Genomic DNA, 26267 nt, shown 5'->3' on the forward strand with positions numbered 1-26267 from the left:
TCGGTGATGCGGTAGCGGCGGTGGTGGCGGTAGATGTGCTCGAACGGCTTGTGGCGCGAATAGCCCATGCCGCCATGCACCTGCATGGCGCGGTCGGCGGCCTCGCAGCAGAGACGGTTTGCCCAGTAGTTGCACATCGAGACGCGGTCGGAGAGCGTGTGCTCGACCTGGGCCTGGGTGAGCTGGTCCATCTCCCACGCGGTCTTGCGGATCAATAGCCGCAGCATCTCCGCCTGCGTCGCCAGTTCCACCAGCGGCCACTGGATCGCCTGGTTTTCGGCCAGCGCCTTGCCGAACGGCTTGCGCTCGCGGGCGTATTTGACGCTTTCGTTGATGCAGTAGACGGCCGCGCCGAGCGAGCTTGCGGCCTGCCTGATCCGGTTCTCGTGCACGAAACACTGCGCCAGCGACAGGCCGCGGCCGACTTCGCCGAACTGCGCATCGTCAGGCACGAACACGTCGGTGAAGCTGACGCGCGGATGATCGGTCGGCATGTTGAAGGTCCACATGTACTCCTCGACCTTCACGCCGAGGCTCTTGGCGGGCACCAGGAAGCAGGTAATGCCGCGCGCGTCGCCGTCATTGCCCGAGGTGCGTGCGAACAGCGCGCAATGGGTGGCGACGTGCATGCCGGTCGTCCACATCTTCTCGCCGTTGATGACCCAGCCCTTGACGTTGTCGCGCGCCGCCTGGACGGCCCTCGTCTCCATATGGGTCGCATCCGAGCCATGGTTGGGCTCGGTCAGGCCGAAGGTGATGCGGTACTTGCCCGTAATCGAGCCGTCGATCATCGCCTTCTGTTCTTCGGTGCCGTAGCGGTCGAGCATGGTGACAACAGGCAGATTGCCGACGATCGAATGCTCGTTCTGCAGATCGTTGTGCAGGCCGAGGCCCTTGGAAGCGAAATGCTCGCGGATGACGGCCATCCAGAGGTTGGAACCATCCTTGCCGCCGTAGCGCTTCGGGATCGCGAAGCGCAGATGACCGGCGGCGTCGGCGAGGTTCTTGGCCTTGCGCAGCAGCACTTCCCATTCATGCCGCGGCAGGCCGCCGTTCTCGAAATCGGTGCGCGCCCATTCGCGGCGATGATCGAAGAAGCGGATATTGTCGTCGGCTTCCTCCAGCGGCTTGATCTCGCGCGCAATGAAGCGGTCGAGTTCATCGAGATAGGCAACGAGGTCGGCAGGCAGGTTGAAATCCAAGGCGGTTCTCCCGGAAATGTCGTTATTGCTTTTGCGTTTAGGCGCTACGGAGCGCTCCTGCTGGGATCGATTTAGCTGAGAAGACCGCGCTCAAGTCAAGCAACGGAAGCGGCCTTGGCACGCAAGGTCGCGTTGCGTAATTGGATGGTTTCGGACACGCGCCTCGCGCTATGATCGCGGCCAATATTGTTCTCGGCAGAAAATCGACATGGGAGCCAACATGGACCTGAAATTCTCCAAGGTGACGCGCAAGGGGCCGATCACGATCGTTACGCTGTCGCGGCCCGAAGTGTACAATGCGTTGCATATCGACGCGCATTTCGAACTCAACAAGGTATTCGACGATTTCTCCGCCGATCCCGAGCAGTGGGTGGCGATCGTCACCGGCGCGGGCGACAAGGCGTTCTGCGCCGGCAACGACCTGAAATGGCAGGCGGCGGGCGGCAAGCGCGGCTGGGACAAGGGCGGATTTGCCGGCCTCACCTCGCGCTTCGACTGCGACAAGCCGATCATCGCCGCCGTCAACGGTGTCGCGATGGGCGGCGGCTTTGAGATCGCGCTGGCCTGCGACCTCATCATTGCGTCCGAGAATGCCACGTTTGCCCTGCCCGAGCCGCGCGTCGGCCTCGCCGCGCTGGCCGGTGGCGTGCACCGCCTGCCGCGGCAGATCGGGCTGAAGCGCGCCATGGGCATGATCCTCACCGCGCGCCACGTCTCCGCCAGGGAGGGGCTCGAACTCGGTTTTGTCAACGAGGTGGTTCCGCAGGGCGAAGCGCTGGCGGCCGCCGAGCGCTGGGCCGAGACGATTGCCAAGAACTCGCCGATGTCGATCCGCGCCTCCAAGCAGGCGATCCAGCGCGGCCTCGAAGGGTCGCTGGAAAAGGCAATGGCCGAGCAGCGCGAATATCCGGCGGTGAAGGCGATGGCGGCCTCGCAGGATTACATCGAGGGGCCGAAGGCGTTTTCGGAAAAGCGTCCGCCGAAGTGGCTGGGGCGGTAGGGATCGCGGCACTCTATCCCTGTCATTGCGAGCGCAGCGAAGCAATCCATGCCTCAGCACGGGGATAGATGGATTGCTTCGCTTCGCTCGCAATGACGGGGCGAGATTGTCGACCAAGCTACTTATTCCCCAATTCCCTCTTGTATGATGCGTAATTCGGCTGATCGACCGCGAGCTTGTCCATCGTGGTCTGCCAGAGATGTTCGGCCAACCCCGGCGTCTGCAGATCGACTTCGCCCGCTGCGATCTTCGCCGACAGCGCGCGATTGAGATCGATCAGCGCGCCGTCGATACCGAGCAACTGCTTCAGCCGCGCCGCCTCCGCCGCATCGCTCTCCTGCGCCAGCGTCAATTGCCGGGTGACGAGGTCCAGCGCGTTGATGCCGACGCGGAGCTTGAAGGCGTTGTGGCCCTTGATCTCCGGCACGATCTCGTTGCGGAGGAAATCCGCGACCGCCTTGATCAGTTCGGTGACCGTTGGTTCGTCCTGCAATCTATCCACCCCTATTTTTGCGCATGATCTTTTCCGAAAACCGGCCTCCACTTTTCGGGATCATGCGCGCGGAGCAAGCAGCCGCAGCAGATCAATCTCGGTCTCCGAGGAGCGGCGGCCGATCATGGCGCGTTCCATCGAATGGTCGGGGCCCTGGCGGAAGCGCTGCATCATGCCGCAGCACATGATGCCCCAGCGCAGCGTGCCCATCACTTCCCAGAACATCACGCGGTCAGCATCGACCTTGCGGCCGGTTTCCTCGTAGCCGGCGAACATTTCCTCGCGTGTGCCGAAACCGCCGACCGGCTTGTCGATCTCGCCGAAGCGCCAGGAGTTGACGCAGATCCAGCCCAGGTCTTCCATCGGGTCTCCGAAATGCGCGAGTTCCCAGTCGAGCACCGCGCGAACGCCGTCGGGGCCGATGATCAGGTTGCCGTGGCGGAAATCGCCATGCACCAGCGTCACCTCCTGCGACGGTCCGGGGTCGCGCTCGCGCAGCCAGCGCAGCGCCAGCTCGAATACCGGGCGCGGCCAGTTGAAGCCGCGGTATTCCCGATCGAGGTCGGCGATTTCCTTGGTGGCGTTCATCTCGCGCAGCCTGGGCAGTTTCGCCGCCGGCAGCCCGTGGATGCCGGCGATGACGTGGCCGAGCTGCCGCGCCAATATCGGCCGCGCGCGTGCGAATTGTTCATCGCGCAAAATCTTGCGCGCGATGGTCTCGCCCTCGATCCGCTGCATGATGAAGCCGCGGCCGAGTTCGTCCTCCGCCTTCAGCACATGCATCACGCGCGGCGACGGCAGGCCGGCGTCGTGCGCGAGCTGCATCAGCACCGCTTCCGCATCGAGGCCTGCCGCCCGGCCGGGCGAAGCGCCATAACCCGGCGGCGCGCGGCGCAGGATTGCGCCGACATTACCGCTGGGGTGAACGATGTCGAAGGTCCAGGTTTCCTGGCTGGCGCCGCCGGAAAGCTTTGCGGCGCCGGTGACGCCGGTCGCTCCCGGATACCAGGAGGCGACGCAGCGTCCGAGTTGATCCTCGATCATTTGCCCTTGAACTTGGCCGGACGCTTCTCGAGGAACGCGGTGACGCCTTCCTTGAAATCCTCCGCCGCGCCCGCGATGCGCTGCGATTCGAATTCGAGATTGAGCTGCTCCTCGAACGAATTCTCCGGGCTGTCCCAATAGAGCTTGCGGATCAGGGACAGCGCGACCGTGGGGCCGTTGGCGAGGTCGTGCGCCAGCTTCATCGTCTCTTCCATCAACACCGCATCGTCATAGACGCGGTTGACGAGGCCCCATTCCAGCGCCTTCTCGGCCGGCAGCCGCTCACCCATCAGCGACAATTCAACCGAGCGCGCCTTGCCGATCATGCGGGGCAGCAGCCAGGTCGAGCCGCAGTCCGGCACCAGGCCGATGCGGCGGAATGCCTGCAGGAAGTAGGACGAGCGCGCGCACAGGATCATGTCGCCCATCAGCGCGAAGCTCATGCCGGCGCCGGCGGCGGGTCCGTTCACGGCGGTGACGATCGGGCAGTGCAGCCGGCGCAGCCGCCGCAGGAACGGGTGGAAGCCGATTTCCAGCGAATGGCCGGCATTGCTCTTGCCTGATTTCTGGTTGTTGCGGCCCTGCAGATTGGCGCCGGTGCAGAACGCGCGCCCCGCCCCTGTCAGCACGAGGCAGCGCACCTCGTCGCGCTTGTCGTCGATCGCGTCGAGCGCCTCGCCGAGACCGCCCAGCATGTCCATGGAGACTGCGTTCATGACCTCCTGGTGGTCGAGCTTGAGAATGGCGACCGGGCCGTCGAAATCGAGCGTGGCGTGCTTGAACTGCATTGCTTCCTCATGACTTGTGTTTACGCGCTATTTCGCTGCGCGGAAGAACCGATGATGTCGCGCCCATATTTGATTTTCTGGACGGCGTTGTCCATGCTTGCGCCAGAACATCTGCCCACCACCGGGCGCAAATCTGTTCCCAAACAAATGGACATCCCATGAGCATCTTCGACCTCACCGGCCGCACCGCCGTCATCACCGGCGGCAATGGCGGCATCGGCCTCGGCATCGCGCAGGCATTGAACGCACAGGGCTGCAGCGTCTCGATCTGGGGCCGCAACGGCGAGAAGAACAGCAAGGCTGCCGCGACCCTGTTGGCCGGACCCGGCAAGGTGCATACGCAGGTCTGCGACGTCTCCGATCCGACTTCCGTGAAAGCTGCGATGCAGGCGACCCTGGATACCTTCGGCCGCGTCGACGGCTGCTTTGCCAATGCCGGCATCGGCGGCGGCGGACGGCGCGCCTTCATCGACCGCACCGAGGAGGAATGGCGGCGCATGTTTGCGACCAATCTCGACGGCGTCTTCCACGTCTTCCAGGTCGCGGCCCGCCACATGACCGAGCGTGCCGAGGCCGGCGACAAGTTCGGCCGGCTGGTCGCGACCTCCAGCCTCGCCTCGCTGTTCGGCACCGCCCGCAACGAGCACTATGCCGGCACCAAGGCGGCGCTGAACGCGCTGTGCCGCGCGCTCGCGGTCGAACTCGCGCGCCACGGCGTCACCGCCAACGCGATCCTGCCCGGCTGGATCAAGAGCGACATGACCGCGGGCATCATGGCCAACGACAAGTTCGTCGCCAACGTGATGCCGCGCATTCCGGTGCGCCGCTTCGGCGAACCTGCGGATTTCGGCGGCATCGCCGTGTACATCATGAGCAAGGCATCGTCGTATCATACGGCGGATTGTTTCGTGATCGATGGCGGATATACGGCGTTCTAGCGTGTGGCGGCGTCGCGACCACACCAAGACTTGTCATGCCCCGCGAAGGCGGGGCATCCAGTACGCCGCGGCTTCTCGGTTCGATCATTGGCGTCTCTGGAATACTGGATCGTCCGCCCCAGTGCGCAATCGCGCACAAGGCGGACGATGACAACTGAACATGACGCTGCGATCTCGCGCGGCCTACGGCACCGCGCTTCGGACTACCCCCACGGTCCGCGCGAGGCGGGCCGGCCCCACGGGCTGCGGCGCGGATAGTTGCCGCGGCTGTTCATGGAAAGCGTTCCGCCTTGCGCGCCCATCTGTGCCGCGAGCTGCTGCAGGGCGGCGATGCGGTTCTCGGTCGCGGGGTGCGTCGTGAACAGATTGTCCATGCCCTGGCCCGACAGCGGGTTGATGATGAACATGTGCGCGGTGGCCGGATTGCGCTCCGCTTCCATGTTCGGCACCTGATGCGCCGCGCTGGCGATTTTCGCGAGCGCCGACGCCAGCCACATCGGCTGGCCGCAGATGCGCGCGCCGAGATCGTCGGCGGCGTATTCGCGGGTCCGGCTGATCGCCATCTGCACCAGCATGGCGCCGAGCGGCGCCAGGATCATCATCGCAATCGAGCCGATGACACCCGGGCCGTTGTTGTTGCGATTGCCGCCGAAGAACATGCCGAACTGCGCCAGCATCGAGATCGCGCCGGCGATGGTCGCGGTGACGGTCATCAACAGCGTGTCGTGGTTTTTGACGTGGGCGAGCTCGTGCGCGATCACGCCGGCGAGTTCCTCGCGGCTGAGCTGCTGCATCAGGCCCGTGGTCACGGCAACGGCCGCGTTCTGCGGGTTGCGACCGGTGGCGAACGCATTGGGCTGCGCCTCGTCCATCACGAACACGCGCGGCATCGGCAGGCCGGCGCGCCCCGCCAACTCGGCCACGAGGTGGACGAGATCGGGCGCACTGTTGCGGTCAACCTCATGGGCGCCGTACATCGACAGCACCATGCGGTCCGAATTCCAGTAGGCGAAGACATTGGTCGCGGCGGCGATCAGGAGTGCGATCAAGGCGCCGCTGCCGCCGCCGATCAGATAGCCGACGCCCATGAAGAGGCCGGTAAGACCGGCCAGCAGAATGGCAGTCTTGAAATAGCTCATCGTGGTCTCCCCTGCCGCCCGCCGAAAGGCCGTGGCCGGCATCCCCTGAGGTAAGAACTGCCCGGGCGGCGCCGCAAGATGCCGTGGTGCGTCGAGGCGACGCGTTTGGCCTGAAAACCAGCTCCCGGGACGGGTTACGGAAGCGTAATCCGTCGGCTCAGGCGACCTCCGGACTCCCGCCGGTTGCCGCCCGCCCGCTTGTACAACGCCGACACCGCCGTCTACATTGTCACAATGAGCACCGCACGGGGCTGTTCCGTGCACCAGCCAAAGCTGGCAATCGCGGCTGCTCGTCAAGAAAACAGGAGGAAGCTAAGGATGTTTTCGCACGTGATGATCGGCACCAACGACCTCGACAAGGCCAAGGTGTTCTATGACGCCCTGCTCGGCACGCTCGGCGTGCGGCCGGCCAAGGTCGACGGCCACCGCATTTTCTATTTCACCAAGACCGGCGTGTTCTCGGTAACGAAACCGATCAACGGCCAGTCGGCGACGCCTGCGAATGGCGGCACCATCGGCTTTGCGGCTGATTCACCCGAACAGGCCGAAGCCTTTCACGCGGCCGGCCTCGCCAATGGCGGCACCACCTGCGAAAACCCGCCGGGCGTTCGCGAAGGTGCGGGCGGCAAGCTCTATCTGGCCTATCTGCGCGATCTCGACGGCAACAAGATCTGCGCGATGCACCGGATTCCGGCGTAGAAGTATCAGACCTCATCCGGAGAGGCGGCGTCTTTGCCGCCTCTCCTCGTCATGAGGGTCGCTCAATCATACTTGCCAATCAAACCTGCCAATCAAACTTGCCATGAGACGGAAAATCGCGACCGCCTCGCCCTCGCTTGTGCAAGTCCCTCCCCGCCGTCTACAGTGCCGGCCAACGAGCCGAGTGCGCGCCCGCAGGACCAACGATGCCTGCGCAAATGGGAGGAATATCCATGAAACACGCCTATATCCCGCGAACGACGACCTACAACCTCAATCCAGGCGAAGAACTGAACGATTTGCGCATGTCGGACGCGGTTCGTCCGCTGTATGAGCACGTCAAGAAGTTCATCCGCGAGACGGTCGACCCGATGTCGGTCGAATTCATGCGGCTTGGCGAAGCCAAGAAGGACCGCTGGAGCTTTACGCCGGAACAGCTCGCGGTGCTGCAGAAGGCCAAGGACAAGGCCAAGGAAGAAGGCCTGTGGAACTTCTTCCTGCCCGACGCCGAAACCGGCGATGGCCTGAAGAACCTCGATTACGCCTATATCGCGGTCGAGCTCGCCAAGAATCCGATGGCCTCGGAAACCATGAACTGCTCCGCGCCCGATACCGGCAACATGGAAGTGCTGGAGCGCGTCGGCACCAAGGCGCAGAAGGAGAAGTGGCTGAAGCCGCTGCTGGCAGGCGAAATCCGCTCGGCCTATGCGATGACCGAACCGAATGTGGCTTCGTCGGACGCCAAGAACATTTCGACCACGGCAAAACTCGTCGGCGACGAATGGGTGATCAACGGCGAGAAATACTACATCTCCGGCGCCGGCGATCCGCGCTGCAAGATCATGATCGTGATGGTGAAGACCAATCCCGATGCGCCGCCGAGCAAGCAGCAGTCGCAGATCCTGGTGCCCATCGACACGCCCGGCGTGGAAATCCTCGGACCGATGCACGTGTTCGGCCACGACCACGCACCGCGCGGCCACATGCACCTGCGCTTCAACAATTGCCGGGTGCCGAAGGAGAACATGCTGCTCGGCGAAGGCCGCGGCTTCGAGATCTCGCAGGTCCGCCTCGGACCCGGCCGCATCCATCACTGCATGCGCACCATCGGCAAGGCGGAAAAGGCGCTCGACCTGATGGTGCAGCGCGGCCTCACCCGCGAAGCCTTCGGCAAGAAGATCGCCCATCTCGGCGGCAACATGCAGATCATCGCGCAGGCGCGCTGCGAGATCGAGGCGATGCGGCTGATGGTGCTCAAGGCCGCCAAGGCGATGGACGTGCTCGGCAACAAGGAAGCGCGGATCTGGGTCAGCATGGTCAAGGCCATGGTGCCGGAGCGCACCTGCAAGATCATCGACCAGGCGATCCAGATGCACGGCGCCACCGGCATCTCGCACTGGAGCCCGCTCGGCGAGATGTACCAGGACGTCCGTCACCTCCGTTTCGCCGACGGTCCGGACGAGGTGCACTGGATGGTGGTCGGACGACACGAACTGAGCATGCCGTAGGCGTAATTCGTAGCGCCAACGTAGCCGTCATTGCGAGGAGCGAAGCGACGAAGCAATCCATGCCGACATATGCCGCGCCATGGATTGCTTCGCTTCGTTCGCAATGACGGCGCAAGCCGCCCTCACCCGCGAGTTCTCCCCATGCAATACGCCCCCGGCGACCTCAAACCCCGCGAGCGCTACAAGGTGCTCACCTCCTTCGTGCTGCCGCGGCCGATCGCGTGGGTGACGACGATCGGCGCGACCGGCGTGGTCAACGCCGCGCCGTTCAGCTTCTTCAACGTGTTCTGCGAAGACCCGCCGCTGTGCATGTTCGCCGCCAATCTGCGGCCCGACGGCCGGGTCAAGGATACCGTGATCAATATCCGCCGAACGGCCGAGTTCGTCGTCAACATGACCGACGAGCCGCTGGCAAAGGCGATGCACGACAGCAGCGGCGACTTTCCGCCCGATATCGGCGAACCCGATTACCTGAACCTGAAGCTGGTGCCGTCGACGAAAATCGGCGTGCCGCGGCTGGCCGATGCGCCGTTCGCGATGGAGTGCAGGACGTGGAAGGAGATCGACGTCAACGGCGATCGCCTCCTGGTGATGGGCGAAGGCATCAACTTCCACATCCGCGACGAATTGTGGGACCACGCCGCGATGCGCGTGCACATGGACCGCTATCATCCGATCGGCCGCATGTTCGCCGACCGCTATTGCCGGACCGATGACCGCGTGGTGTTTCCGCCCGCCGAGGGAGCGGTCGCGCGCTGAACTGACACCGGGAGGAAGAGGACGCCATGGCAGACAACTTCCGCGACAACGAAGCCCGCGATCGGTTTGAACTCGACGTCGAAGGGCACACCGCCTTCGTCACCTACCGGAAATCCCCAGGCGCGATCACGCTGGTTCACACCGAGGTGCCGCCTGAACTCGGCGGCAAGGGCGTCGGCTCAAAGCTGGCGCGCGCGACGCTGGACGCGGTACGGGCGCAAGCTGACGGTCGAATGCGATTTCATCCGGAATTTCATGTCCAAGCACGCCGAGTACAACGATCTGCTGGCGCCCGGCCAGGTAACGGAAACCAACGCCGCGACCTACAGAGCGGGCTGTTTCTGCGGCGCGGTCGAAGTGGAGGCAACGGGCGCGCCGGTTTTCGCCGGATACTGTCATTGCGCGGACTGCCAGGCATGGTCGGCCGCGCCGGTCAATGCCTTCAGCCTGTGGAAGTCCGCCGACGTGCGCGTCGTCAAGGGCGCGTCTGACATCGCCACCTATAACAAGACCGAAAACTCCTACCGGAAATTCTGCAAGCTGTGCGGCGGCCATGTCATGACCGAGCACCCGCGCATGCGGCTGACCGATGTCTACGCCAATCTGTTGCGCGGATACACGCACCAGCCGACGCTGCATGTGAACTACGCAAGCAAGACGCTGTCGGTCAGGGACGGCCTGCCAAAATATGCCGACTTCCCCGCGGACCTCGGCGGCTCCGGAGAGAAGTTGCCGGATTGAACTCCTAGGCCGGACGGTGCGCGCGGAGGAACGAGCGGATCTGGCGAACCGCGAGCGGCACCCGCTCCTTCGGCTCCTTCCACGGGAACAGGCTGACTTCCGCGTTCGGCGCCAGCATCGCGCTCTCCATCGCCACTGCATAAGGATGCGCCGGGATATCGTCAGGCAGGATCAGGACCGGCGTCTGGCACTGGCGAACGAAATCGCGCGTCACCGTGAAGACGAAATCCGGATCGGTGCGGTACATCCTGGTCAGGTATTTCTCGGCCTGCTCCATCGTGATGTCGGGCCGGCGCGCGGTGAGCTGGGGCGCCCAGTCCTTGATGTTGTTGTTGTAGAAGAGGTCGCGCATCTCGGGGCGCGAGCCTGAGGGCATCGCGAGCACGGCGGCGGTGACGCGATCGGGCGCCCGCTTGATCAGATTCCAGATCAGGGGCCCGCCGATGCAGAAGCCGAGCACCATGAATTTTTTGAAGCCAAGATGGTCCATCAGCGCGAGCTGGTCGTCGGTATGGGAATCCCAGGGCCGGTCGATCTCGAGCGGGCCAGTCGATTGGCCCGGCGGCGCGTTGCGCAGATCGTAGGCAATGCAGCGATACTCGTTGCCGAACTCCTTGAAGGCGTGGAACGGCGGGTAATCGCCGGTGATGCGCGTGATGTTCGAGTTCAATCCGCCGCCCGCGATCAGGAGCAGCGGATAGCCCGCACCGGCCTCTTCGTAGTGGATGCGGACCGCGCCTTTTTCGAAGAAGCTCATGATGCCTACCCCTGCGCGGCCTCGCCGATCTTGTCCTGCGTCTTCGTATCGAAATCGCCGGCGTCATGCCGCTCGTGCAGCTGGCTGGCCGGATCGCCGGAGATGCGGTTGACCATGCGGCCGCGCTTCACGGCGGGGCGTTTGGCGATCGCATCGGTCCAGCGCTGCACGTTCTTGTAGTCCTGCACCGAGAGGAATTCGCCCGCGCCATAGACCAGCCCCTTGGCCAGCGCGCCGTACCATGGCCAGGTCGCCATGTCGGCGATGGTGTAGTCCTTGCCGGCGAGAAATTCGTTGTCCGCCAGGCGCCGGTCGAGCACGTCGAGCTGGCGCTTCACCTCCATGGCGTAGCGGTCGATGGCGTATTCGATCCTGGTCGGCGCGTAGGCATAGAAATGGCCGAAACCGCCGCCGAGGAACGGCGCGCTGCCCATCTGCCAGAACAGCCAGGACAGGCATTCGGCGCGCGCGGCACCGCCTGACGGCAGGAACGCGCCGAACTTTTCCGCAAGATGCACCAGGATCGCGCCCGACTCGAACACGCGGATCGGCTCCGGCCCGCTGCGATCCATCAGCGCCGGGATCTTCGAGTTCGGATTGACGGCGACAAAGCCGCTGCCGAACTGGTTGCCGTCGATCCTGATCAGCCAGGCGTCGTATTCCGCACCGCTGTGGCCGGCGGCGAGAAGCTCCTCGAACATCACGGTGACCTTGACGCCGTTGGGTGTCGCCAGCGAGTAGAGCTGGAACGGATGGCGGCCGACCGGCAGTTCGGCGTCATGCGTCGCGCCCGCGATCGGACGGTTGATGCTGGCGAACCGGCCGCCGCTGGCCTTATTCCAGGTCCAGACTTTGGGCGGGACATATTCGTTGGACGTATCGGCGGGGGCGTCGGTCATTCTGATGGCTCCGGGCGTGGCACGGCTTGGTATCAGCGCCGCTGCCAAACAAGAAGCAAGCAAAAATCAGGGGAGCAATGCACTTCCGGCCAGTGGCGCCCTCGGAGCAATGCTGCTGTGGCTGGCGTTGCCGCGATCGGCCATAATGGATGCGTCATCGCTCAAGAGACCATCCAAATGCTGCCATCACAGCGTGCCGCGTTCGAGATACCGCGCGAGATCTGCTATCTCAATGCCGCCTCCTACAGCCCGTTGCCGCTAAGGACCCTGGAAGCCGGCCGTGCCGCGGTCGGGCGTAAGGGCGCGCCGTGGACGCTCGAAGCGTCCTTCGCCAACCAGCAGCATGAACGGGCGCGGAATGCGGCCGCCCGGCTGATCAATGCCGAGGCTTCCGATATCGCGCTGATCCCCTCGATCAGTTACGGCGTCGCGACCGCCGCGAAGATATTGCCGATCCGCCGTGGCACGCGCGTGATCGTGCTGGAGAACGATCATTCCTCGCCGGTGCTGGAATGGCTGACGCGGGCCGAGGCGGAAGGTTTTGCCGTCGAGACGGTGCGGCAGCCCGACGACGGCGACTGGACCTCGGCGGTGCTTGCCTCGATCGAACGATCCGGCGCCCCACCGGTGAGCCTGGCTTCGATCTCATCGGTGCACTGGTCCGACGGCGGGTTAATCGATGTCGACAAGGTCGGCACGGCACTCCGGAAGCAGGGCGCGGCTTTCCTGATCGACGCGACGCACAGCACCGGAGTCCTCACCACCGACGTCAAGCGGCTCGACCCGGATTTCGTGATCTTCCCGACCTACAAATGGCTGCTCGGCCCCTACGGCCGCGCCTTCCTCTACGTCGCAAAACGCCATCACGGCGGAAACCCGCTTGAACAGACCGCATCCGGCCGCCGCAACGTGCGCGCCGAGAACGCGGTCTATTTCTCCGACATCAACTACGTGCCCGATGCGCGGCGCTTCGACATGGGCGAGCGCGACCATTTCATATCGATGGAGATGGCCTCGATCGGCATGGAGATGATGGCCGGTTGGGGCACGCCTGCCGTCGTGCAGCGTCTCGCCATGCTGACGGAGCGGATCGCGGACGGCGTGCGCGGCCTCGGGGTCGGCATTCCCCCGGCCGACCTGCGCGCGCCGCATGTATTGAGCCTCGCTTTCGAGGGCGGAATGCCGGCCGGGCTCGTTGAGGGATTGGCGAGCGACGGCGTCCATGTCGCGCAACGTCTCGGGCGCATGCGCATCTCGCCCCACGTCTATAATGACGAGGCGGACGTCGATTGGTTCGTCGAGGTGTTGGGCAGGAGGTTGCGCGGTCCGTCATTGCGAGGAGCGTAGCGACGAAGCAATCCATTCTTTCTTTACGCGGCAAGATGGATTGCTTCGCGGAGCCTGTCATCGGGCCGCGCTACGCGCCGACCCGTTGGCTCGCAATGACGGTGATCAAGAAGCCGCCGCCTTGCGCGGCGCCTCGGTACGCTCCATCACAAAGCCCTCATAGCCCCTGGCGGCGACGTCGTTGCAGATCTGCCGGTAGGGGCCGACGCCGCCGATATAGGGCATGAAGATGCGCGGCTTGCCCGGCACGTTGGCGCCCATGTACCAGGAATTGGCCTGCGGATAGAGCGTGGTGCTGGCGACGTCGTTGACGTGGTCGACCCATTTGTCCTCGGCATCGACCGAAGCTTCCATGGCCGCGAGCCCGCGATCGCGCATGTAGGCGAGGCAATCGGCGATCCAGTCGACATGCTGCTCGATCGAGACGATCATGTTCGACAGCACCGACGGGCTGCCGGGACCGGTGATGACGAAGAGATTGGGAAAGCCAGCACTCATCAGGCCGAGATAGGTGCGCGGGCCGGCCGCCCATTTCCGGTTCAGCGTCTGGCCGCCCCTGCCCTTGATGTCGATCTTCGCCACCGATCCCGTCATCGCATCAAAGCCGGTCGCCAGCACCAGCGCATCGACCTCGTAATCCTTAGCCCCGACGCGCACGGCATTCCCGGTGATCGCTTCGATCGGATTGGATTTGATGTCGACCAGCGTCACGTTCGGACGGTTGAAGGTCGCGAAATAGTCGGTGTCGATGCAGATGCGCTTGGAGCCGATCGGATGACTGTCCGGCTGCAGGAGTTTTGCTGTCGCCGGATCGTCGACAATCTCGGCGATCTTTTCGCGGACGAAGTTGGCGGCCGTATCATTGGCTGCCTTGTCGAGCCCGAGATTGTTGTAGACCGACATGAAGGTGAGCCCGCCGCGGCTCCAGCGCGCCTCGTATTTCGTGCGGCGCTCGTTGTCGCCGTCGTCGAGCGCGCCACGGTCCGGCAACTCGGTGTAGATGCCGTTCCGCGCCGTCTCGCGGGCAAATCGCCTGATCTCGGGGTAGTTGTCGCGAAACTTCTTGCGCTCCGCCTGCGTCAGCGGCGCGTTGCGGGCGGGAATCGAAAAATTCGCGGTGCGCTGGAACACCGTGAGATGGCTCGCCTGTTCGGCAATCACAGGCACCGACTGAATGCCCGATGATCCCGTGCCGATGATTCCGACGCGCTGCCCGGTGAAATCGACCGCTTCATGCGGCCAGTGCCCGGTGTGATAGACCTTGCCTTTAAACTCATCGAGGCCGTTGATATCAGGCATCCGTGCGTTCGACAGACAACCGGTGGCGAGCACGACGAATTGTGCGGTCACCGTCTTGCCGTCCGATGTCGTGACCGACCAGAGGTTGGCGGCTTCATCGAAGACGGCGCGCTCGACGCGGGTATTGAACTGGATGTCCTTGCGCAGATCGAAGCGGTCGGCGACGTGATTGGCGTATTTCAGGATCTCCGGCTGTGGCGCGTAGCGCTCGCTCCAGTCCCATTCCTGCTGCAGTTCGTCGGAGAACGAATAGGAATATTGCATGCTCTCGACGTCGCAGCGCGCGCCGGGATAGCGGTTCCAGTACCAGGTGCCGCCGACGCCCGAGCCCTGCTCGAAGACCCGCGCCGTCATCCCCTGCCCGCGCAGCCGGTGCAGCATGTACAGGCCGGCAAACCCGGCGCCGACCACGACGACATCGGTGCTGGCGGCGGATTTGGCGGTAACGGAAGACGAAGCGGACATAAAGGCGGGCTCCCTGTTATTCTCTCTGATTTCGCAGCAGCATTCTATCCGCAGCGCCAAAGCGCAAGACGCAAATCGGCGGGTTGGCTTTGCATATTTTGTAAGGTGGAATGTTCGCTCCCGGCGAGCGCGACGCCGCTTGGCATCCAAGCCTTCGATGGGCTAGCGTCTTGCGCAGGGACGAGCAGTAACCTGTAATGCAGCGCCGGGAGGACACGCGATGAAATCGCCGATCTGCGACATGTTGGGCATCGAGTTTCCGCTGCTGGCTTTCAGCCATTGCCGCGACGTGGTCGCCGCCGTCAGCCGCGCCGGCGGGTTCGGCGTGCTGGGCGCAACCGCGCATTCGCCTGAAACCATCGAGCAGGAACTGAAATGGATCGACGATCACACCGACGGCAAGCCCTACGGGCTCGACGTGCTGATCCCCGAGAACATTTCCACCGCCGGCGAGAAGGACGTCACCTGGAAGAGCCTGGAGGCGCGGATCTCGCCGCAGCATCGCGACTTCACCCGCAACCTCCTCAAGAAATACGGCGTCGAGCTGACGACGACCAATGTCGCCGACAATCAGCCGCAGCCGTTCGATGCGCAGCGCGCGCTCGACGTGCTCGAGGTTTCGTTCCGTCATCCGATCAAGCTGATCGCGAACGCGCTTGGCGTGCCGCCGAAGCAGATGATCGACATGGGCCGCAAGCATGGCGTGCCGGTCGCGGCACTCGTCGGCTCGAAGGAGCACGCACTGCGCCAGGTCGCGGCCGGTGTCGATATTCTGGTGGCGCAGGGCACGGAAGCCGGCGGCCATTGCGGCGAGGTCTCGACCATGGTGCTGGTGCCCGAGGTGATCAAGGCGATCAAGCCTGTCAGCGACGTGCCGGTGCTGGCGGCGGGCGGCATCATGACCGGACGGCAGATGGCGGCCTGCATGGCGATGGGCGCCGCCGGCGCCTGGACCGGATCGGTGTGGCTGGCGACGGTGGAGTCGGAGACCACGGAAATCTTCCGCGAGAAGATGATCGCGGCCTCCTCGCGCGACGCGGTGCGTTCGAAGGGGCGCACCGGCAAGCCGGCGCGACAATTGCGCTCGGTGTGGACCGATGCGTGGGACCGCGGGCCCGACAGTCCCGGCGCGCTGCCGATGCCGCTGCAGAGCATCATCTCGCGCGACGCCTTCAACTCGATCGATCGCGCGGCCGCCGCCGGCAACACCCAGGCGCGCGACCTCGTCAGCTATTTCGTCGGCCAGGGCGTCGGCCTCGTCGACAGCGTGAAATCCGCCGGCGCCGTGGTGCAGGAATTCAAGGAGGATTTTGCCGATGCGGTGGAGCACATGAATATGCTGATGGAGGAGTGACAGTTATCCCTCATGGTGAGGAGGCGCGAAGCGCCGTCTCCGGACGATGCTTCGCATCGCCGGGCGAACCATGCGGCCCGTGGCCCATCCTTCGAGACGCCGCTCTGCGGCTCCACAGGATGAGGTCTGTGTAATCTGAGAAAGCGAAACAAGAAAAAATGTCCAGCACCTCCCTCACCGAAGACCGCATTCCCGTCATCGTCGGCGTCGGCGAAATCGCCGACCGGCCCAAGGACATTGCCGAAGGCCTCGAGCCGATGGCGCTCTTGGAACAGGCGGTGCGGCGGGCGGAGGCCGACAGCGGCGCGAAGCTGCTGGGCGAACTCGGGTCGCTCGACGTCGTCAATTTCCTGAGCTGGCGCTACCGCGATCCGGAGCAGCAGCTCGCGGCCAGGCTCGGGGCCAATCCGGCGCATTGCTATTACGGCCCGGTCGGCGGCGAGAGCCCGATCCGCTACATCCACGAAGCGGCCAAGCGCATCGCGCGCGGCGAATGCAGCGTCGCCGTGGTCTGCGGCGCGGAAGCCCAGTCGACCGCGACCAAGGCCGAGCGTGGCGGCATCCCGCTGCCCTGGACGCCGTTCGCCCACGATGTCGAAGAGCCGAAGCGCGGCGCGGCGTTCCAGAAGCCGATGGCGGTGAAGCTCGGCGTGTTCCGGCCGATCACCGTCTATCCGCTCTATGAGTCCGCGACCTCGGCGCATTGGGGCCAGACCCCGCGCGAGGCGCTCGCCGAGTCAGGTGCGCTGTGGTCGACCTATTCGAAGGTCGCGTCGGAAAATCCGAACTCCTGGCTGAAGAAGCGGTTCACATCGGAAGAGATCACGACGCCGTCACAGGACAACCGGCTGATCGCCTGGCCCTACACCAAGCTGATGGTGGCCAATCCGACCGTGAACATGGGCGGCGCGGTGCTGCTGACGTCGCTGGCCAAGGCGCGCGCGGCCGGTGTGCCCGAGGACCGCCTGATCTATCCGATCGGCGGCGCTTCGGCGGAAGAGCCGCGCGACTATCTGGTGCGCGACCAGTTCTACGAAAGCCACCCGCAGAACGCAGTGCTGAAGGCGGTGATGGATCTCGTCGAAGGCGACGGCAGGAAGTTCGACGCCATCGAGCTCTACAGCTGCTTCCCCTGCGTGCCCAAGATGGCGCGGCGGACGCTCGGTCTCGGCGCGGACGTGCAGCCGACGGTCACCGGCGGCCTCACCTTCTTCGGCGCGCCGCTCAACACCTATATGACGCATGCGGCCGTCGCGATGGTGCGCAAGCTCCGCGAAGGCGGCAAGCTCGGGCTGCTCTACGGCCAGGGCGGCTTCGTCACCAAGCATCACGGCCTGGTGCTGTCGCGCGAGGCGCCGAAAGGGGCGCTGGCGCAGGACAGCGGCGTGCAGGCCGAGGCCGACCGCAACCGCCGCAAGGTGCCGGATTTCGTGACCGAAGCCGCCGGCAAGGGCAGGATCGAAAGCTTCACGGTGATCTACAAGGGCAAGGGCGAGGTCGAGCATGGCGTCGTGATGATGCGCACCGAGGCCGACGCCCGCGCGCTGGCCCGCATTCCCGCCAATGACGCGGCGACGCTGAAGCACCTGCTGAACCTGGACCGGACCCCGGTGGGGTCGATCGGCAATGTCATCACCGCCGGGGATGGCGTGCTGGAGTGGCGGGCCGGCTAGCGTTCCGCCTCTGGTTCCCTGGTTCCGTGCGTGCGGCATAACCGCGCTTCGTCCTGCGCCGGCTGTCGTGTATTAATTGACGACGCACCAACCGGCATTTCAATCAGGACATTTAAATGGCAAGTCGATCCAGGACGGCGCGGACCACCATGGCGGCGCGGCGTTGGGGTCCTCCCACCATTGTGACGCTCGCGGCGATGGCCGCCCTGGCGGCGTTGACCGACGCCGCCGCGGCGCGACAGGCGCGGCCTGCGCCGATCAAGGAAGCGAAAGCGTCGCGCGATGCGGGCGAGCCGATCATGGCCATCGTGTCGATCAAGACCCAGCACGTCACGTTCTACGACGCCGACGGCTGGATCCTGCGCGCGCCGGTGTCCACCGGCACCACGGGGCGGGAGACGCCGGCCGGGATCTTCGCGGTCGTCGACAAGGAAAAGGATCACCACTCCAACATGTATGACGATGCCTCGATGCCGAACATGCAGCGCATCACCTGGAACGGCATCGCGCTGCACGGTGGACCCCTGCCCGGCTATGCGGCCTCGCACGGCTGCGTGCGGATGCCGTTCGGCTTTGCCGAGAACCTATTCGAGAAGACGCGCATTGGGATGCGGGTGATCATCTCGCCAAACGACGCCGAACCGCTGGAATTCTCCCATCCGGCGCTGCTGGTGCCGAACCGGGAGGCGATCGCGGCCGCGCCGGCCAGGGCGGAGGCGGCTCCCCGCGAGGCGGCCGAGGCCGCCAAAGCCGCCGATGAGGCCAAGAAGGCCGCAGCGACCGCCACGCGCGAGACGGCATCGCTTTCGGCGTCGCTGCGCAAGCTGGAGGGACAGAAAGCCCGCGCCGACGCGGAACTCGCCAACGCCGAGAAGGCGCTCGCGTCAAGCAAGACGGACGAGGCCAGGGCGCGGGCCGAGGAACTCAAGCAAAAGGCCGGCGCCAGGGCCGCGGAACTGGCAACGCAGCTCGACACCGCCAAGGCCGACGCAGCATCGAAGCTCGACGCCGCGGCCGCCGCCAGGGAAGCCGCCAAGGCAGCCCAGGCGAGGAAGGCCGGCACCGCCAAGGCGGCGAGCGAGGCGAAGCTCGCGCTCGAACCTGTCTCGATCTATGTCAGCCGCGCGACGCAGAAGCTTTACGTGCGCCGCCCGACGCAAAAGCCCGCACCCGATGGCGGCGGCGTGGTGTTCGATACAACGATCGAGGTTCCCATCAGGATCCGCAGTCCCGAACAGCCGATCGGCACGCATGTGTTCACGGCGATGGCGCGCAACGAAGCAGGCCTGCGCTGGACCGCGGTCACGATCGACAACGGCGACGATGCCAAATCCGCGCTTGACCGCATCACCATACCGCAGGACGTGGTCGATCGCATCGGGCCGACCGCGTTGCCGCGATCTTCGATCGTCATCTCGGATGAGGCCCTGAGCAAGGAGACCAACTATCGCACCGAATTCGTTGCAGTGCTGAGCAATCAGCCGCAAGGCGGCTTCATCACGCGCAAGCCCACGCCACCCGACATGCTGGTCGCAGGCCCCAACGACGATGGCTTCGGATCGTTTTTCCAGCCAGCCTGGAATTCCCAGCAGCCCGTCTATACGCGCCGGCGCAGTGGCCAGGACTTTCAGCCGTTTCAGCAGCCGCGCTGGTGGTAGGACACGGCGCGTCGCGCAGTCGCCGTTCAATACAAAGGCGGGGTTAGAGGTTAAGGGGCGACTATCCCTTCACGTCCTGCTTTTCGGAAGCGGTGGCGGGCTTGCTGCCGGCACCGACGACGCGGACCTGATCGCCGTTCGCAATACCATCCGGCGGCGCGATGATAATGCGATCCTCGGCGGCGAGACCGGACGCCAGCTCGATCTCCCTGCCGAGGTCGCGCGCGATGGTCACGGTCTTGAACAGCACCTTGTCGTCGGGACCGACGGTTGCGACCCGCAGGCCATTCTTGTTGAAGATCAGCGCGCTGGCGGGAATGTGCAGCGGCACTGCGTCGCGCTGCAGCGGCAGGCGGACATTGGCAAAGCCGCCCGGCATCAACTCGCCATTCGCATTGTCGAGCGCGAGTTGCATCCGCGTCGTTCCGGACGCGACGTCAACCGCCTGCGAGGAGGCCTCCACGGTGGCCGCAAATGATCGGCTCGGATATTCCGGCATCGTCAGCACCGCCTTGGCGCCGATCCTGATCGCGGGCACGTAGTTCTGCGGCACGTTGACGTAGACGCGCAGCCTGGTGATATCAGACACCACGAACATCGCCGGACCAGCGCCGCCGCCGGCATTGATCAGCGCGCCGACGTCGGTCTCGCGCGAGGTCACCACGCCGTCGAACGGCGCCGTGATGTTCTTGTAGGCGGCGAGCGCCTCCAGCCGTTCGACATTGGCCTGGCCCGAATTGACGGCGGCCTTCTTGTTGGCGAGATCGGCGGTGCGCTCGTCGATTTCCTGCATCGAGACGAAGTTCGAGGCGAGCAGCGTCTTGCGGCGATTCAAGGTGGCCTCGGACAGCCGCGCGCTGGACTGCTGGCTGGCGAGATCGGCCTTCGCCTGCAGCAATTGCTGGTCGAGGTCCGGCGCCTCGATCTCGGCGATCACCTGGCCCGCCTTTACCTTCGCGCCGATATCGACGCTCCAGCTCTTCAGGTAGCCGTTGACGCGGGCAAAGATCGGCGCGCGCGAATAGGCTTCCAGGCGGCCCGGCAGGTCGATGGTGGGGCTGAGCGCCCTTCCGCTCGGCAACGCGACGGCAACGGAAGGAACCGCCTGCGCATCGGTCCATTCCCTGAGCTTGTCGCTGGAATCCTCGCGGGCGCGAATGCCGGTGGCGACGATCAGCCCTGCGCCGATCACCGCCACAAGCCCGAAAATGCCCAGTTTGCGGCGCGAGACCGTCGGGCGTGTTTCAGTGGGCATGCGGCATCTCCGACGGGGCCGTGGCTTTGGCGCCTTGTTTCTTGTGTACCATGCTGAACACCACGGGAACAAACATCAACGTTGCGATCGTCGCGAATATCAGCCCGCCGATCACGGCGCGCCCCAGCGGGGCATTCTGCTCGCCGCCCTCGCCGAGCCCCAGCGCCATCGGCGCCATGCCGATGATCATGGCAAGCGCCGTCATCAGCACCGGACGGAAGCGGACGAAGCCGGCTTCGAGCGCGGCGGCAACGGGATCGCCGAGTTCCTCGTAGCGCTCGCGGGCGAAGCTGATCACCAGCACGCTGTTGGCGGTGGCGACGCCCATGCACATGATCGCGCCGGTCAGCGCCGGGACCGAGAGCGTGGTCTGGGTCGTGAACAGCATCCAGACGATGCCGGCCAGCGCCGCCGGCAGCGCGGTGATGATCACGAACGGATCGGACCAGGACTGGAAATTCACCACGATCAGGAAATAGATCAGCACGATGGCGGCGAGCAGCCCGAACAGCAGGCCGGAGAACGCGCTGTTCATGGTCTCGACCTGGCCGAGCAGCACCACCGACGAGCCCTTCGGCACGTCCCTTGCGGTATCGGCCATCGCCTTTCTGACCTCGGTGGCCACCGCGCCGAGATCGCGCCCCTGCGTCGTCGCAAAAATCTGCACCATCGGCTGGATGTCGTATTGGGAAACGACCGCGCTTGACGTCGAACGCCTCACGTCCGCGATACCGCCAAGGATCGGCGATTGCGGGTTGCCGCTGGCGGTGATCGGCAGCGCCTGCAGCGCGCTCAGCGAGTCCATCTTGTATTGCGGCGTCTGCATCACGATCGAGTAGGACACGCCATTGTCGGGGTTCAGATAATAGGTCGGCGCGACCTGCGAACTGCCGGCGAGATTGACGACGAGGCTGTTGGTGACGTCGCGCTCGGTCAGTCCGACATATTGCGCCCGCGTGCGGTCGACATCGATGTTGAAGGTCGGATTGTTCGGCGACTGCTGGATGCGGGCATCCGCAACCCCGGGTATCCGGCGGATACGGCTCAGCAGCTTGTTGGCATAGGCGAAATTCGCCTCGAGGTTGGCGCCGCGGATCTGCAGGTCGATCGGGGCCGGCGCGCCGAAATTCAGGATCTGGCTGACGATGTCGGCCGGCAGGAACGAGAAGCTCATCCCGGGAAACAGCCGCGGCAACTGCTCGCGCAGCAGCTTGACGTATTCCTCCGTCGGCCTGTGGCCCTCCTTCAGCTTGATCTGGATGTCGCCGTCCGCCGGACCGATCACGCCGGTGTTGTTGTAGGTCATGTTGATGCCGGAGATCGGCATGCCGATATTGTCGGTGAGGGTCTCGATCTCGCCCGGCGGAACGATCTTGCGGATCGCCTTCTGCACGTCGGCAAGCTGGTTGGCGGTCTCCTCGACGCGGGTGCCGATCTGGGTACGTACATGCATCAGGATATTGCCGGCGTCGACCGCGGGAAAGAAGTTGCGGCCGAGAAACGGCACCAGCAGGAAAGACAGCGCGACGACGCCGAGAAATCCGGTGACGAACAGCGTCCGCCGTCCCAGTGCCATCGCCAGCAGATCGCGATAGGTGCCGCGAATGCGCTCGAACCGGGCCTCGAAGCCGCGCTGGAAGCGCACCAGCGGATTGCGCGAGGGCGGCGGCTCGCCCTCGTGATGGAGGTGCGGCTGCAGCAGATATTTCGCCATCGTCGGCACCAGCGTGCGCGACAGGATGAACGACCAGATCATCGCGAACATCACCGCTTCGGCCATCGGCACGAACAGGAAGCGCGCGACGCCCTGCAGGAAGAACATCGGCACGAACACGATGCAGATGCACAGCAGCGACACGAAGGCCGGCGTCACGATCTGGTTGGCGCCGTCAAGGATCGACCGCTCGACCGGCTTGCCCTGCTCCAGATGGTAGTTGATGTTTTCGATGGTGACGGTGGCGTCGTCGACCAGGATGCCGACCGCCAGCGCCAGCCCGCCGAGCGTCATGATGTTGAGCGTCTCGCCGATCGCCGACAGCATGATGATGGCGCCGAGGACCGACAGCGGGATCGAGACCGCGATGATGACCGTCGAACGCCAGCTTCCGAGGAACAGCAGGATCATGACGCTGGTCAAGAGCGCGGCGATGACGCCTTCGACAGCGACGCCTTCGATCGCGCCGCGGACGAACAGCGACTGGTCGCCGATGAAGCCGATCTTCAGCGCCTCGGGAAGCTGATCGCGGACGTCGATCACCTTCTGCTTGATGCCGGCGATGATGTCGAGCGTCGAGGTCGCGCCCGCCTTCAGCACCATCATCAGCACCGAGCGGTTGCCGTCGACGTGAACGATGTTGGTCTGCGGCGGATTGCCGTCGCGTACCGAGGCGACGTCGCGGATATAGACCATCGCGCCGTTGACCGCCTTGATCGGCAATGCGCCCAGCTCATCCATCTGAAGCGGCGAGTTGTTGAGCTGGATGATGTATTCGAACTGTCCGATCTTCTGCGTACCGACCGGCGTGATCAGGTTCTGCGCCGCCAGCGCGTTGGCGACATCCTGACCCGACAGGCCGCGCGCCTGCAGCGCGGCCGGATTGAGGTCGATCTGGACCTGCCGCTGCTTGCCGCCGAACGGATAGGGAATGGCGGCGCCGGGTACGGTGACCAGCGGCGTACGAAGCTGATTGATGCCGATATCGGCGAGATTTTGTTCCGTCAGGCCCTCGCCCGAGAGCGCGACCTGGATGATCGGAACGGTCGACGCGCTGTAGTTCAGGATCAGCGGCGGCGTCGCGCCCGGCGGCAGCTGCTTGATCATCGTCTGCGAGATCGCCGTCACCTGCGCGTTGGCGGTGCGGATATCGACATTGGGCTGGAAGAAGATCTTGACGATGCCGATGCCGTTGTAGGAATTGGCGACGATGTGTTCGATATCGTTGACCGTCGTCGTCAGCGCCCGCTGGAACGGCGTGATGATGCGCCCCGACATCTGGTCCGGCGGCAGACCGGTGTAATTCCAGACCACGCCGATGACGGGGATGCGGATATCCGGAAAGATGTCGGTCGGCGTGCGCAGCGCCGCCAGCGGCCCGATGATCAACAGCAGGATGGCGAGCACGACGAACGTATATGGCCGGCTCAGCGCGATACGGACCAGCGCAATCATGAAAGTTGCATTCCCGGGGGCCCCATTGCGGGATGGCGACCGGCGCTGCAATAAGCCCGATCCGACTGCGCTGATTTAGCCGAAACAGGCCAAAAAGGCCAATTCCGCCCGCGCAGCCGCCCTTCACTTCCCCGGCATAGCTGAGAATGCCGGGGTACGGCCGCCGGTCCGGCCTATGCCGCCCGCACCGTATCGAGGAACTTGCCGACTTCCATCTTGAGGCGGTTGCTGTCTGCGGAGAGCGACTGGGCCGCCGAAAGCACCTGCGAGGAGGCGGAGCCGGTTTCGCCGGCGCCGCGCTGCACGTCGGTGATGTTGGTGGAAACCTGCTGGGTGCCGTGCGACGCCTGCTGCACGTTGCGGGAGATTTCCTGGGTCGCCGCCCCCTGCTCTTCCACGGCGGCCGCGATGGCCGAGGCGATCTCGGCCAGCCGTTCGATGGTGCCGCTGATCTCCTTGATCGCACCGACCGATTCCTGCGTCGCGCCCTGGATGCCGGATATCTGCTGGCCGATCTCGCCGGTCGCCTTGGCGGTCTGCTCGGCCAGCGCCTTCACTTCGGAAGCGACCACCGCGAAGCCGCGGCCGGCTTCACCGGCGCGCGCCGCCTCGATGGTGGCGTTCAGCGCAAGCAGGTTGGTCTGGCCGGCAATGGTGTTGATGAGTTCGACGACGTCGCCGATGCGGGCGGCCGCCTTCGACAATTCGCTGACCCGGTCGTTGGTGATGCGGGCCTGGTCGACCGCCTCGCCGGCCATCCGCGCGGATTCCTGCACCTGGCGGCTGATCTCGTTCACGGAAGAGGACAGCTCTTCGGTCGCCGACGCCACCGATTGCACGTTGCTGGACGCCTCTTCCGAGGCCGCCGCCACCCGCGTCGTCACCTGCTGCGCGCGCTCGGCGGTCGCGGTCAGCGTCTTGGCGGAAGCTTCCAGTTCGGTCGAGGCCGACGACACGGTTTCCACGATCTCGCCGACCGCCGCCTCGAAGGAGTCGGCCAGGCGGACCATTTCGGTCTTGCGCTGCTGCGCGGCAACCTGGTCCTGCTTCATCCTGGCTTCGGCTTCGCCCCGGGCCTTTTGCTCGGAGACCACCTTGAATTTTTCCACGGCGCCGGCGACCGCACCAAGCTCGTCCTTGCGTCCGAGGCCGGGCAGCACCACCGCGAAATTGCCGCCGGCGAGTTCTTCCATCGACGCGCTCAAGGCGCGCATCGGCCGGGCGATCGTGAAGAAGGAGACGATGGCCGTGCCGATCAGCAGCAGCATGGTGCCGATGCCGATCGCCAGTCCCTCCGATTCCGTGGTTGCCATTTCGCTCTTGGCCAGCGCGGTCTGCTCTTCGACGTTATGCTTGGCAAAGTTGGCGATCTGGTCGGCGAGCGGCTCGAGGTCGGCAACGATAGGCAGCGTGACCTCGCGTGCGATGCGCTTGACTTCCTCGTTCGCCTTGGCGACTTGCGCCGCTGCATCTGCGCCGCCGGCCGCGGCAACCGCCTGGGCACGAACGTTCGCGATCTGCTCGGCGCCCCCTGCATAATCCGCGGCTCTCGCCTTGAGCTTCTCGATGCGCGCACGATTCTCGGCGGATTTGGACAGCTTCAGCATCTCGTCGCAAAACCTGGTGAGCGACGCCAGTCGGGCTGCGACGTAGTCCCTTGCCTTCTGCAGATCCGCCGCGTTGTCGGCGAGGCGCAGGTCACGCGTGCCGACCTGCATTCCCTGCAGCGAGGCCTTGGCGTCGACCGCGTCACGCGCAATCACGTGCTGCCCTTCCATGCGCGCGTCGAGTTCGCGCGTCGCGGCATTGGAGCGGATCTGGACGATCACCATCGTGGCAACGAGCAGGACGCCGAGGCCGGAGGCAATGCCAAGTTTGGCGCCGATCGAGAGATTGAGAAGGATACGGATAGTGCTGGACATGCGCTGGCGCCCTCAAGACAACGGTAAACGCAAATTGACAACGGAGAAAAACCGCCTGATTCCCCCAAATTGCGGGGACCGCGGATGACCGGGCGCCGGGCCGTTAGGACAAGCCGTTCGCTGCGTACGAAGGGCTCCTGAGGCGACATGCCTCAGAG

General features: G+C 64.8%; 21 protein-coding genes and 1 pseudogene. 11 read left to right on the forward strand and 11 right to left on the reverse strand.

All coding sequences use genetic code 11. The features are described 5' to 3' along the window. A partial coding sequence (locus V7E26_RS16100) for an acyl-CoA dehydrogenase family protein (protein WP_324417719.1) occupies positions 1 to 1202 on the reverse strand: 1202 nt, incomplete at its 3' end. Positions 1203 to 1422: 220 nt separating this feature from the next. Between V7E26_RS16100 and V7E26_RS16105 the strand changes: the two genes are divergently transcribed. Beyond that, positions 1423 to 2202, forward strand: coding sequence for an enoyl-CoA hydratase-related protein (locus tag V7E26_RS16105; RefSeq protein WP_324417721.1), 780 nt, complete (start codon positions 1423 to 1425; stop codon positions 2200 to 2202). 118 nt (positions 2203 to 2320) lie between these two features. Here V7E26_RS16105 and V7E26_RS16110 read toward each other — a convergent pair whose 3' ends face one another. The 3 genes from V7E26_RS16110 to V7E26_RS16120 are packed head-to-tail and all read right to left on the reverse strand — an operon-like array spanning position 2321 to position 4527. Beyond that, positions 2321 to 2695, reverse strand: coding sequence for a DUF6285 domain-containing protein (locus V7E26_RS16110; RefSeq protein ID WP_324417723.1), 375 nt, complete (start codon positions 2693 to 2695; stop codon positions 2321 to 2323). Positions 2696 to 2755: 60 nt separating this feature from the next. Next, positions 2756 to 3739, reverse strand: a complete 984-nt coding sequence (locus tag V7E26_RS16115; RefSeq protein WP_324417725.1) for a phosphotransferase family protein — start codon at positions 3737 to 3739, stop codon at positions 2756 to 2758. Beyond that, a complete protein-coding gene (locus V7E26_RS16120) occupies positions 3736 to 4527 on the reverse strand; it encodes an enoyl-CoA hydratase/isomerase (RefSeq protein WP_324417727.1) in 792 nt (263 codons plus the stop codon). Before V7E26_RS16120 ends, V7E26_RS16115 begins: the two co-directional genes overlap by 4 nt. A 158-nt stretch (positions 4528 to 4685) precedes the next feature. Between V7E26_RS16120 and V7E26_RS16125 the strand changes: the two genes are divergently transcribed. Further along, positions 4686 to 5465 (forward strand): SDR family NAD(P)-dependent oxidoreductase, encoded by a 780-nt coding sequence (locus V7E26_RS16125; RefSeq protein WP_324417729.1) that lies wholly within the window; start codon positions 4686 to 4688, stop codon positions 5463 to 5465. Positions 5466 to 5668: 203 nt separating this feature from the next. On the opposite strand, the gene htpX is transcribed toward V7E26_RS16125, so the two are convergent. Further along, on the reverse strand, positions 5669 to 6604 hold the full coding sequence (htpX, locus tag V7E26_RS16130) for a zinc metalloprotease HtpX (RefSeq protein ID WP_324417730.1): 936 nt from the start codon (positions 6602 to 6604) through the stop codon (positions 5669 to 5671). A gap of 318 nt (positions 6605 to 6922) precedes the next feature. Between htpX and V7E26_RS16135 the strand changes: the two genes are divergently transcribed. The 5 genes and pseudogenes from V7E26_RS16135 (at position 6923) to V7E26_RS16155 (ending at position 10311) form a co-directional block, all read left to right on the forward strand. Next, positions 6923 to 7303 carry a VOC family protein gene (locus V7E26_RS16135; protein WP_324417732.1) on the forward strand — a complete coding sequence of 127 codons (381 nt, stop codon included), beginning with the start codon at positions 6923 to 6925 and terminating at the stop codon, positions 7301 to 7303. Between the two features lie 233 nt (positions 7304 to 7536). Next, entirely contained in the window at positions 7537 to 8811 is a 1275-nt protein-coding gene (locus V7E26_RS16140; RefSeq protein WP_324417734.1) for an acyl-CoA dehydrogenase family protein, read from the forward strand. Positions 8812 to 8952: 141 nt separating this feature from the next. Further along, positions 8953 to 9570, forward strand: coding sequence for a flavin reductase family protein (locus V7E26_RS16145; protein ID WP_324417736.1), 618 nt, complete (start codon positions 8953 to 8955; stop codon positions 9568 to 9570). A 26-nt stretch (positions 9571 to 9596) separates the two neighbouring features. Then, positions 9597 to 9731 (forward strand): annotated as a pseudogene (locus V7E26_RS16150) (GNAT family N-acetyltransferase); the annotation flags it as partial. A gap of 94 nt (positions 9732 to 9825) precedes the next feature. After that, the gene (locus V7E26_RS16155; protein ID WP_324417738.1) at positions 9826 to 10311 is read left to right on the forward strand and encodes a GFA family protein; all 486 of its coding nucleotides are present in this window, start codon (positions 9826 to 9828) and stop codon (positions 10309 to 10311) included. A gap of 4 nt (positions 10312 to 10315) precedes the next feature. On the opposite strand, the gene V7E26_RS16160 is transcribed toward V7E26_RS16155, so the two are convergent. Together V7E26_RS16160 and yghU are read right to left on the reverse strand one after the other, a co-directional pair. Continuing rightward, a complete protein-coding gene (locus V7E26_RS16160; RefSeq protein ID WP_324417740.1) occupies positions 10316 to 11068 on the reverse strand; it encodes an alpha/beta fold hydrolase in 753 nt (250 codons plus the stop codon). 5 nt (positions 11069 to 11073) lie between these two features. Further along, positions 11074 to 11967 carry a glutathione-dependent disulfide-bond oxidoreductase gene (yghU, locus tag V7E26_RS16165; protein WP_324417742.1) on the reverse strand — a complete coding sequence of 298 codons (894 nt, stop codon included), beginning with the start codon at positions 11965 to 11967 and terminating at the stop codon, positions 11074 to 11076. A 177-nt stretch (positions 11968 to 12144) separates the two neighbouring features. On the opposite strand from yghU, the gene V7E26_RS16170 reads away from it, so the two are divergent. Next, complete coding sequence (locus V7E26_RS16170; RefSeq protein WP_324417744.1) at positions 12145 to 13314, forward strand: aminotransferase class V-fold PLP-dependent enzyme; 1170 nt, start codon at positions 12145 to 12147, stop codon at positions 13312 to 13314. Positions 13315 to 13419: 105 nt separating this feature from the next. Here the strand turns inward: V7E26_RS16170 and V7E26_RS16175 are convergent, their stop codons facing one another. Next, on the reverse strand, positions 13420 to 15078 hold the full coding sequence (locus tag V7E26_RS16175) for a flavin-containing monooxygenase (RefSeq protein ID WP_324417746.1): 1659 nt from the start codon (positions 15076 to 15078) through the stop codon (positions 13420 to 13422). Positions 15079 to 15298: 220 nt separating this feature from the next. Here V7E26_RS16175 and V7E26_RS16180 point away from each other — a divergent pair, with 220 nt between their 5' ends. The 3 genes from V7E26_RS16180 to V7E26_RS16190 all read left to right on the forward strand — a co-directional run bounded on the left by V7E26_RS16180 (position 15299) and on the right by V7E26_RS16190 (position 19763). Further along, a complete protein-coding gene (locus V7E26_RS16180; RefSeq protein ID WP_324417748.1) occupies positions 15299 to 16432 on the forward strand; it encodes a nitronate monooxygenase in 1134 nt (377 codons plus the stop codon). Positions 16433 to 16590: 158 nt separating this feature from the next. Further along, positions 16591 to 18105: an acetyl-CoA acetyltransferase gene (locus tag V7E26_RS16185; RefSeq protein ID WP_324417750.1), complete on the forward strand. Its 1515-nt coding sequence runs from the start codon at positions 16591 to 16593 to the stop codon at positions 18103 to 18105. Positions 18106 to 18221: 116 nt separating this feature from the next. After that, positions 18222 to 19763 (forward strand): L,D-transpeptidase, encoded by a 1542-nt coding sequence (locus V7E26_RS16190; RefSeq protein ID WP_324417752.1) that lies wholly within the window; start codon positions 18222 to 18224, stop codon positions 19761 to 19763. Between the two features lie 61 nt (positions 19764 to 19824). Here V7E26_RS16190 and V7E26_RS16195 read toward each other — a convergent pair whose 3' ends face one another. From V7E26_RS16195 to V7E26_RS16205, 3 genes are all read right to left on the reverse strand, one after another. Beyond that, the gene (locus tag V7E26_RS16195; protein ID WP_324417754.1) at positions 19825 to 21018 is read right to left on the reverse strand and encodes an efflux RND transporter periplasmic adaptor subunit; all 1194 of its coding nucleotides are present in this window, start codon (positions 21016 to 21018) and stop codon (positions 19825 to 19827) included. Continuing rightward, complete coding sequence (locus V7E26_RS16200; protein ID WP_324417756.1) at positions 21008 to 24187, reverse strand: efflux RND transporter permease subunit; 3180 nt, start codon at positions 24185 to 24187, stop codon at positions 21008 to 21010. The genes V7E26_RS16195 and V7E26_RS16200 overlap by 11 nt, the downstream gene beginning before the upstream one ends. Before the next feature lie 173 nt (positions 24188 to 24360). Then, positions 24361 to 26109 (reverse strand): methyl-accepting chemotaxis protein, encoded by a 1749-nt coding sequence (locus V7E26_RS16205; protein ID WP_324417758.1) that lies wholly within the window; start codon positions 26107 to 26109, stop codon positions 24361 to 24363. Positions 26110 to 26267: the final 158 nt, after the last annotated feature.

The organism is Bradyrhizobium sp., assembly GCF_036735945.1.
Classification (GTDB): Bacteria; Pseudomonadota; Alphaproteobacteria; order Rhizobiales; family Xanthobacteraceae; genus Bradyrhizobium.

What these genes read in the sequence shown, in the direction of transcription:
- V7E26_RS16105 (WP_324417721.1), top strand. Translation starts at nt 1,423, where the DNA reads ATGGACCTGAAATTCTCCAAGGTGACGCGCAAGGGGCCGATCACGATC.
- V7E26_RS16115 (WP_324417725.1), bottom strand. Translation starts at nt 3,739, where the DNA reads ATGATCGAGGATCAACTCGGACGCTGCGTCGCCTCCTGGTATCCGGGA.
- V7E26_RS16120 (WP_324417727.1), bottom strand. Translation starts at nt 4,527, where the DNA reads ATGCAGTTCAAGCACGCCACGCTCGATTTCGACGGCCCGGTCGCCATT.
- V7E26_RS16125 (WP_324417729.1), top strand. Translation starts at nt 4,686, where the DNA reads ATGAGCATCTTCGACCTCACCGGCCGCACCGCCGTCATCACCGGCGGC.
- htpX (WP_324417730.1), bottom strand. Translation starts at nt 6,604, where the DNA reads ATGAGCTATTTCAAGACTGCCATTCTGCTGGCCGGTCTTACCGGCCTC.
- V7E26_RS16135 (WP_324417732.1), top strand. Translation starts at nt 6,923, where the DNA reads ATGTTTTCGCACGTGATGATCGGCACCAACGACCTCGACAAGGCCAAG.
- V7E26_RS16140 (WP_324417734.1), top strand. Translation starts at nt 7,537, where the DNA reads ATGAAACACGCCTATATCCCGCGAACGACGACCTACAACCTCAATCCA.
- V7E26_RS16145 (WP_324417736.1), top strand. Translation starts at nt 8,953, where the DNA reads ATGCAATACGCCCCCGGCGACCTCAAACCCCGCGAGCGCTACAAGGTG.
- V7E26_RS16155 (WP_324417738.1), top strand. Translation starts at nt 9,826, where the DNA reads ATGTCCAAGCACGCCGAGTACAACGATCTGCTGGCGCCCGGCCAGGTA.
- V7E26_RS16160 (WP_324417740.1), bottom strand. Translation starts at nt 11,068, where the DNA reads ATGAGCTTCTTCGAAAAAGGCGCGGTCCGCATCCACTACGAAGAGGCC.
- yghU (WP_324417742.1), bottom strand. Translation starts at nt 11,967, where the DNA reads ATGACCGACGCCCCCGCCGATACGTCCAACGAATATGTCCCGCCCAAA.
- V7E26_RS16170 (WP_324417744.1), top strand. Translation starts at nt 12,145, where the DNA reads ATGCTGCCATCACAGCGTGCCGCGTTCGAGATACCGCGCGAGATCTGC.
- V7E26_RS16175 (WP_324417746.1), bottom strand. Translation starts at nt 15,078, where the DNA reads ATGTCCGCTTCGTCTTCCGTTACCGCCAAATCCGCCGCCAGCACCGAT.
- V7E26_RS16180 (WP_324417748.1), top strand. Translation starts at nt 15,299, where the DNA reads ATGAAATCGCCGATCTGCGACATGTTGGGCATCGAGTTTCCGCTGCTG.
- V7E26_RS16185 (WP_324417750.1), top strand. Translation starts at nt 16,591, where the DNA reads ATGTCCAGCACCTCCCTCACCGAAGACCGCATTCCCGTCATCGTCGGC.
- V7E26_RS16190 (WP_324417752.1), top strand. Translation starts at nt 18,222, where the DNA reads ATGGCAAGTCGATCCAGGACGGCGCGGACCACCATGGCGGCGCGGCGT.
- V7E26_RS16195 (WP_324417754.1), bottom strand. Translation starts at nt 21,018, where the DNA reads ATGCCCACTGAAACACGCCCGACGGTCTCGCGCCGCAAACTGGGCATT.
- V7E26_RS16200 (WP_324417756.1), bottom strand. Translation starts at nt 24,187, where the DNA reads ATGATTGCGCTGGTCCGTATCGCGCTGAGCCGGCCATATACGTTCGTC.
- V7E26_RS16205 (WP_324417758.1), bottom strand. Translation starts at nt 26,109, where the DNA reads ATGTCCAGCACTATCCGTATCCTTCTCAATCTCTCGATCGGCGCCAAA.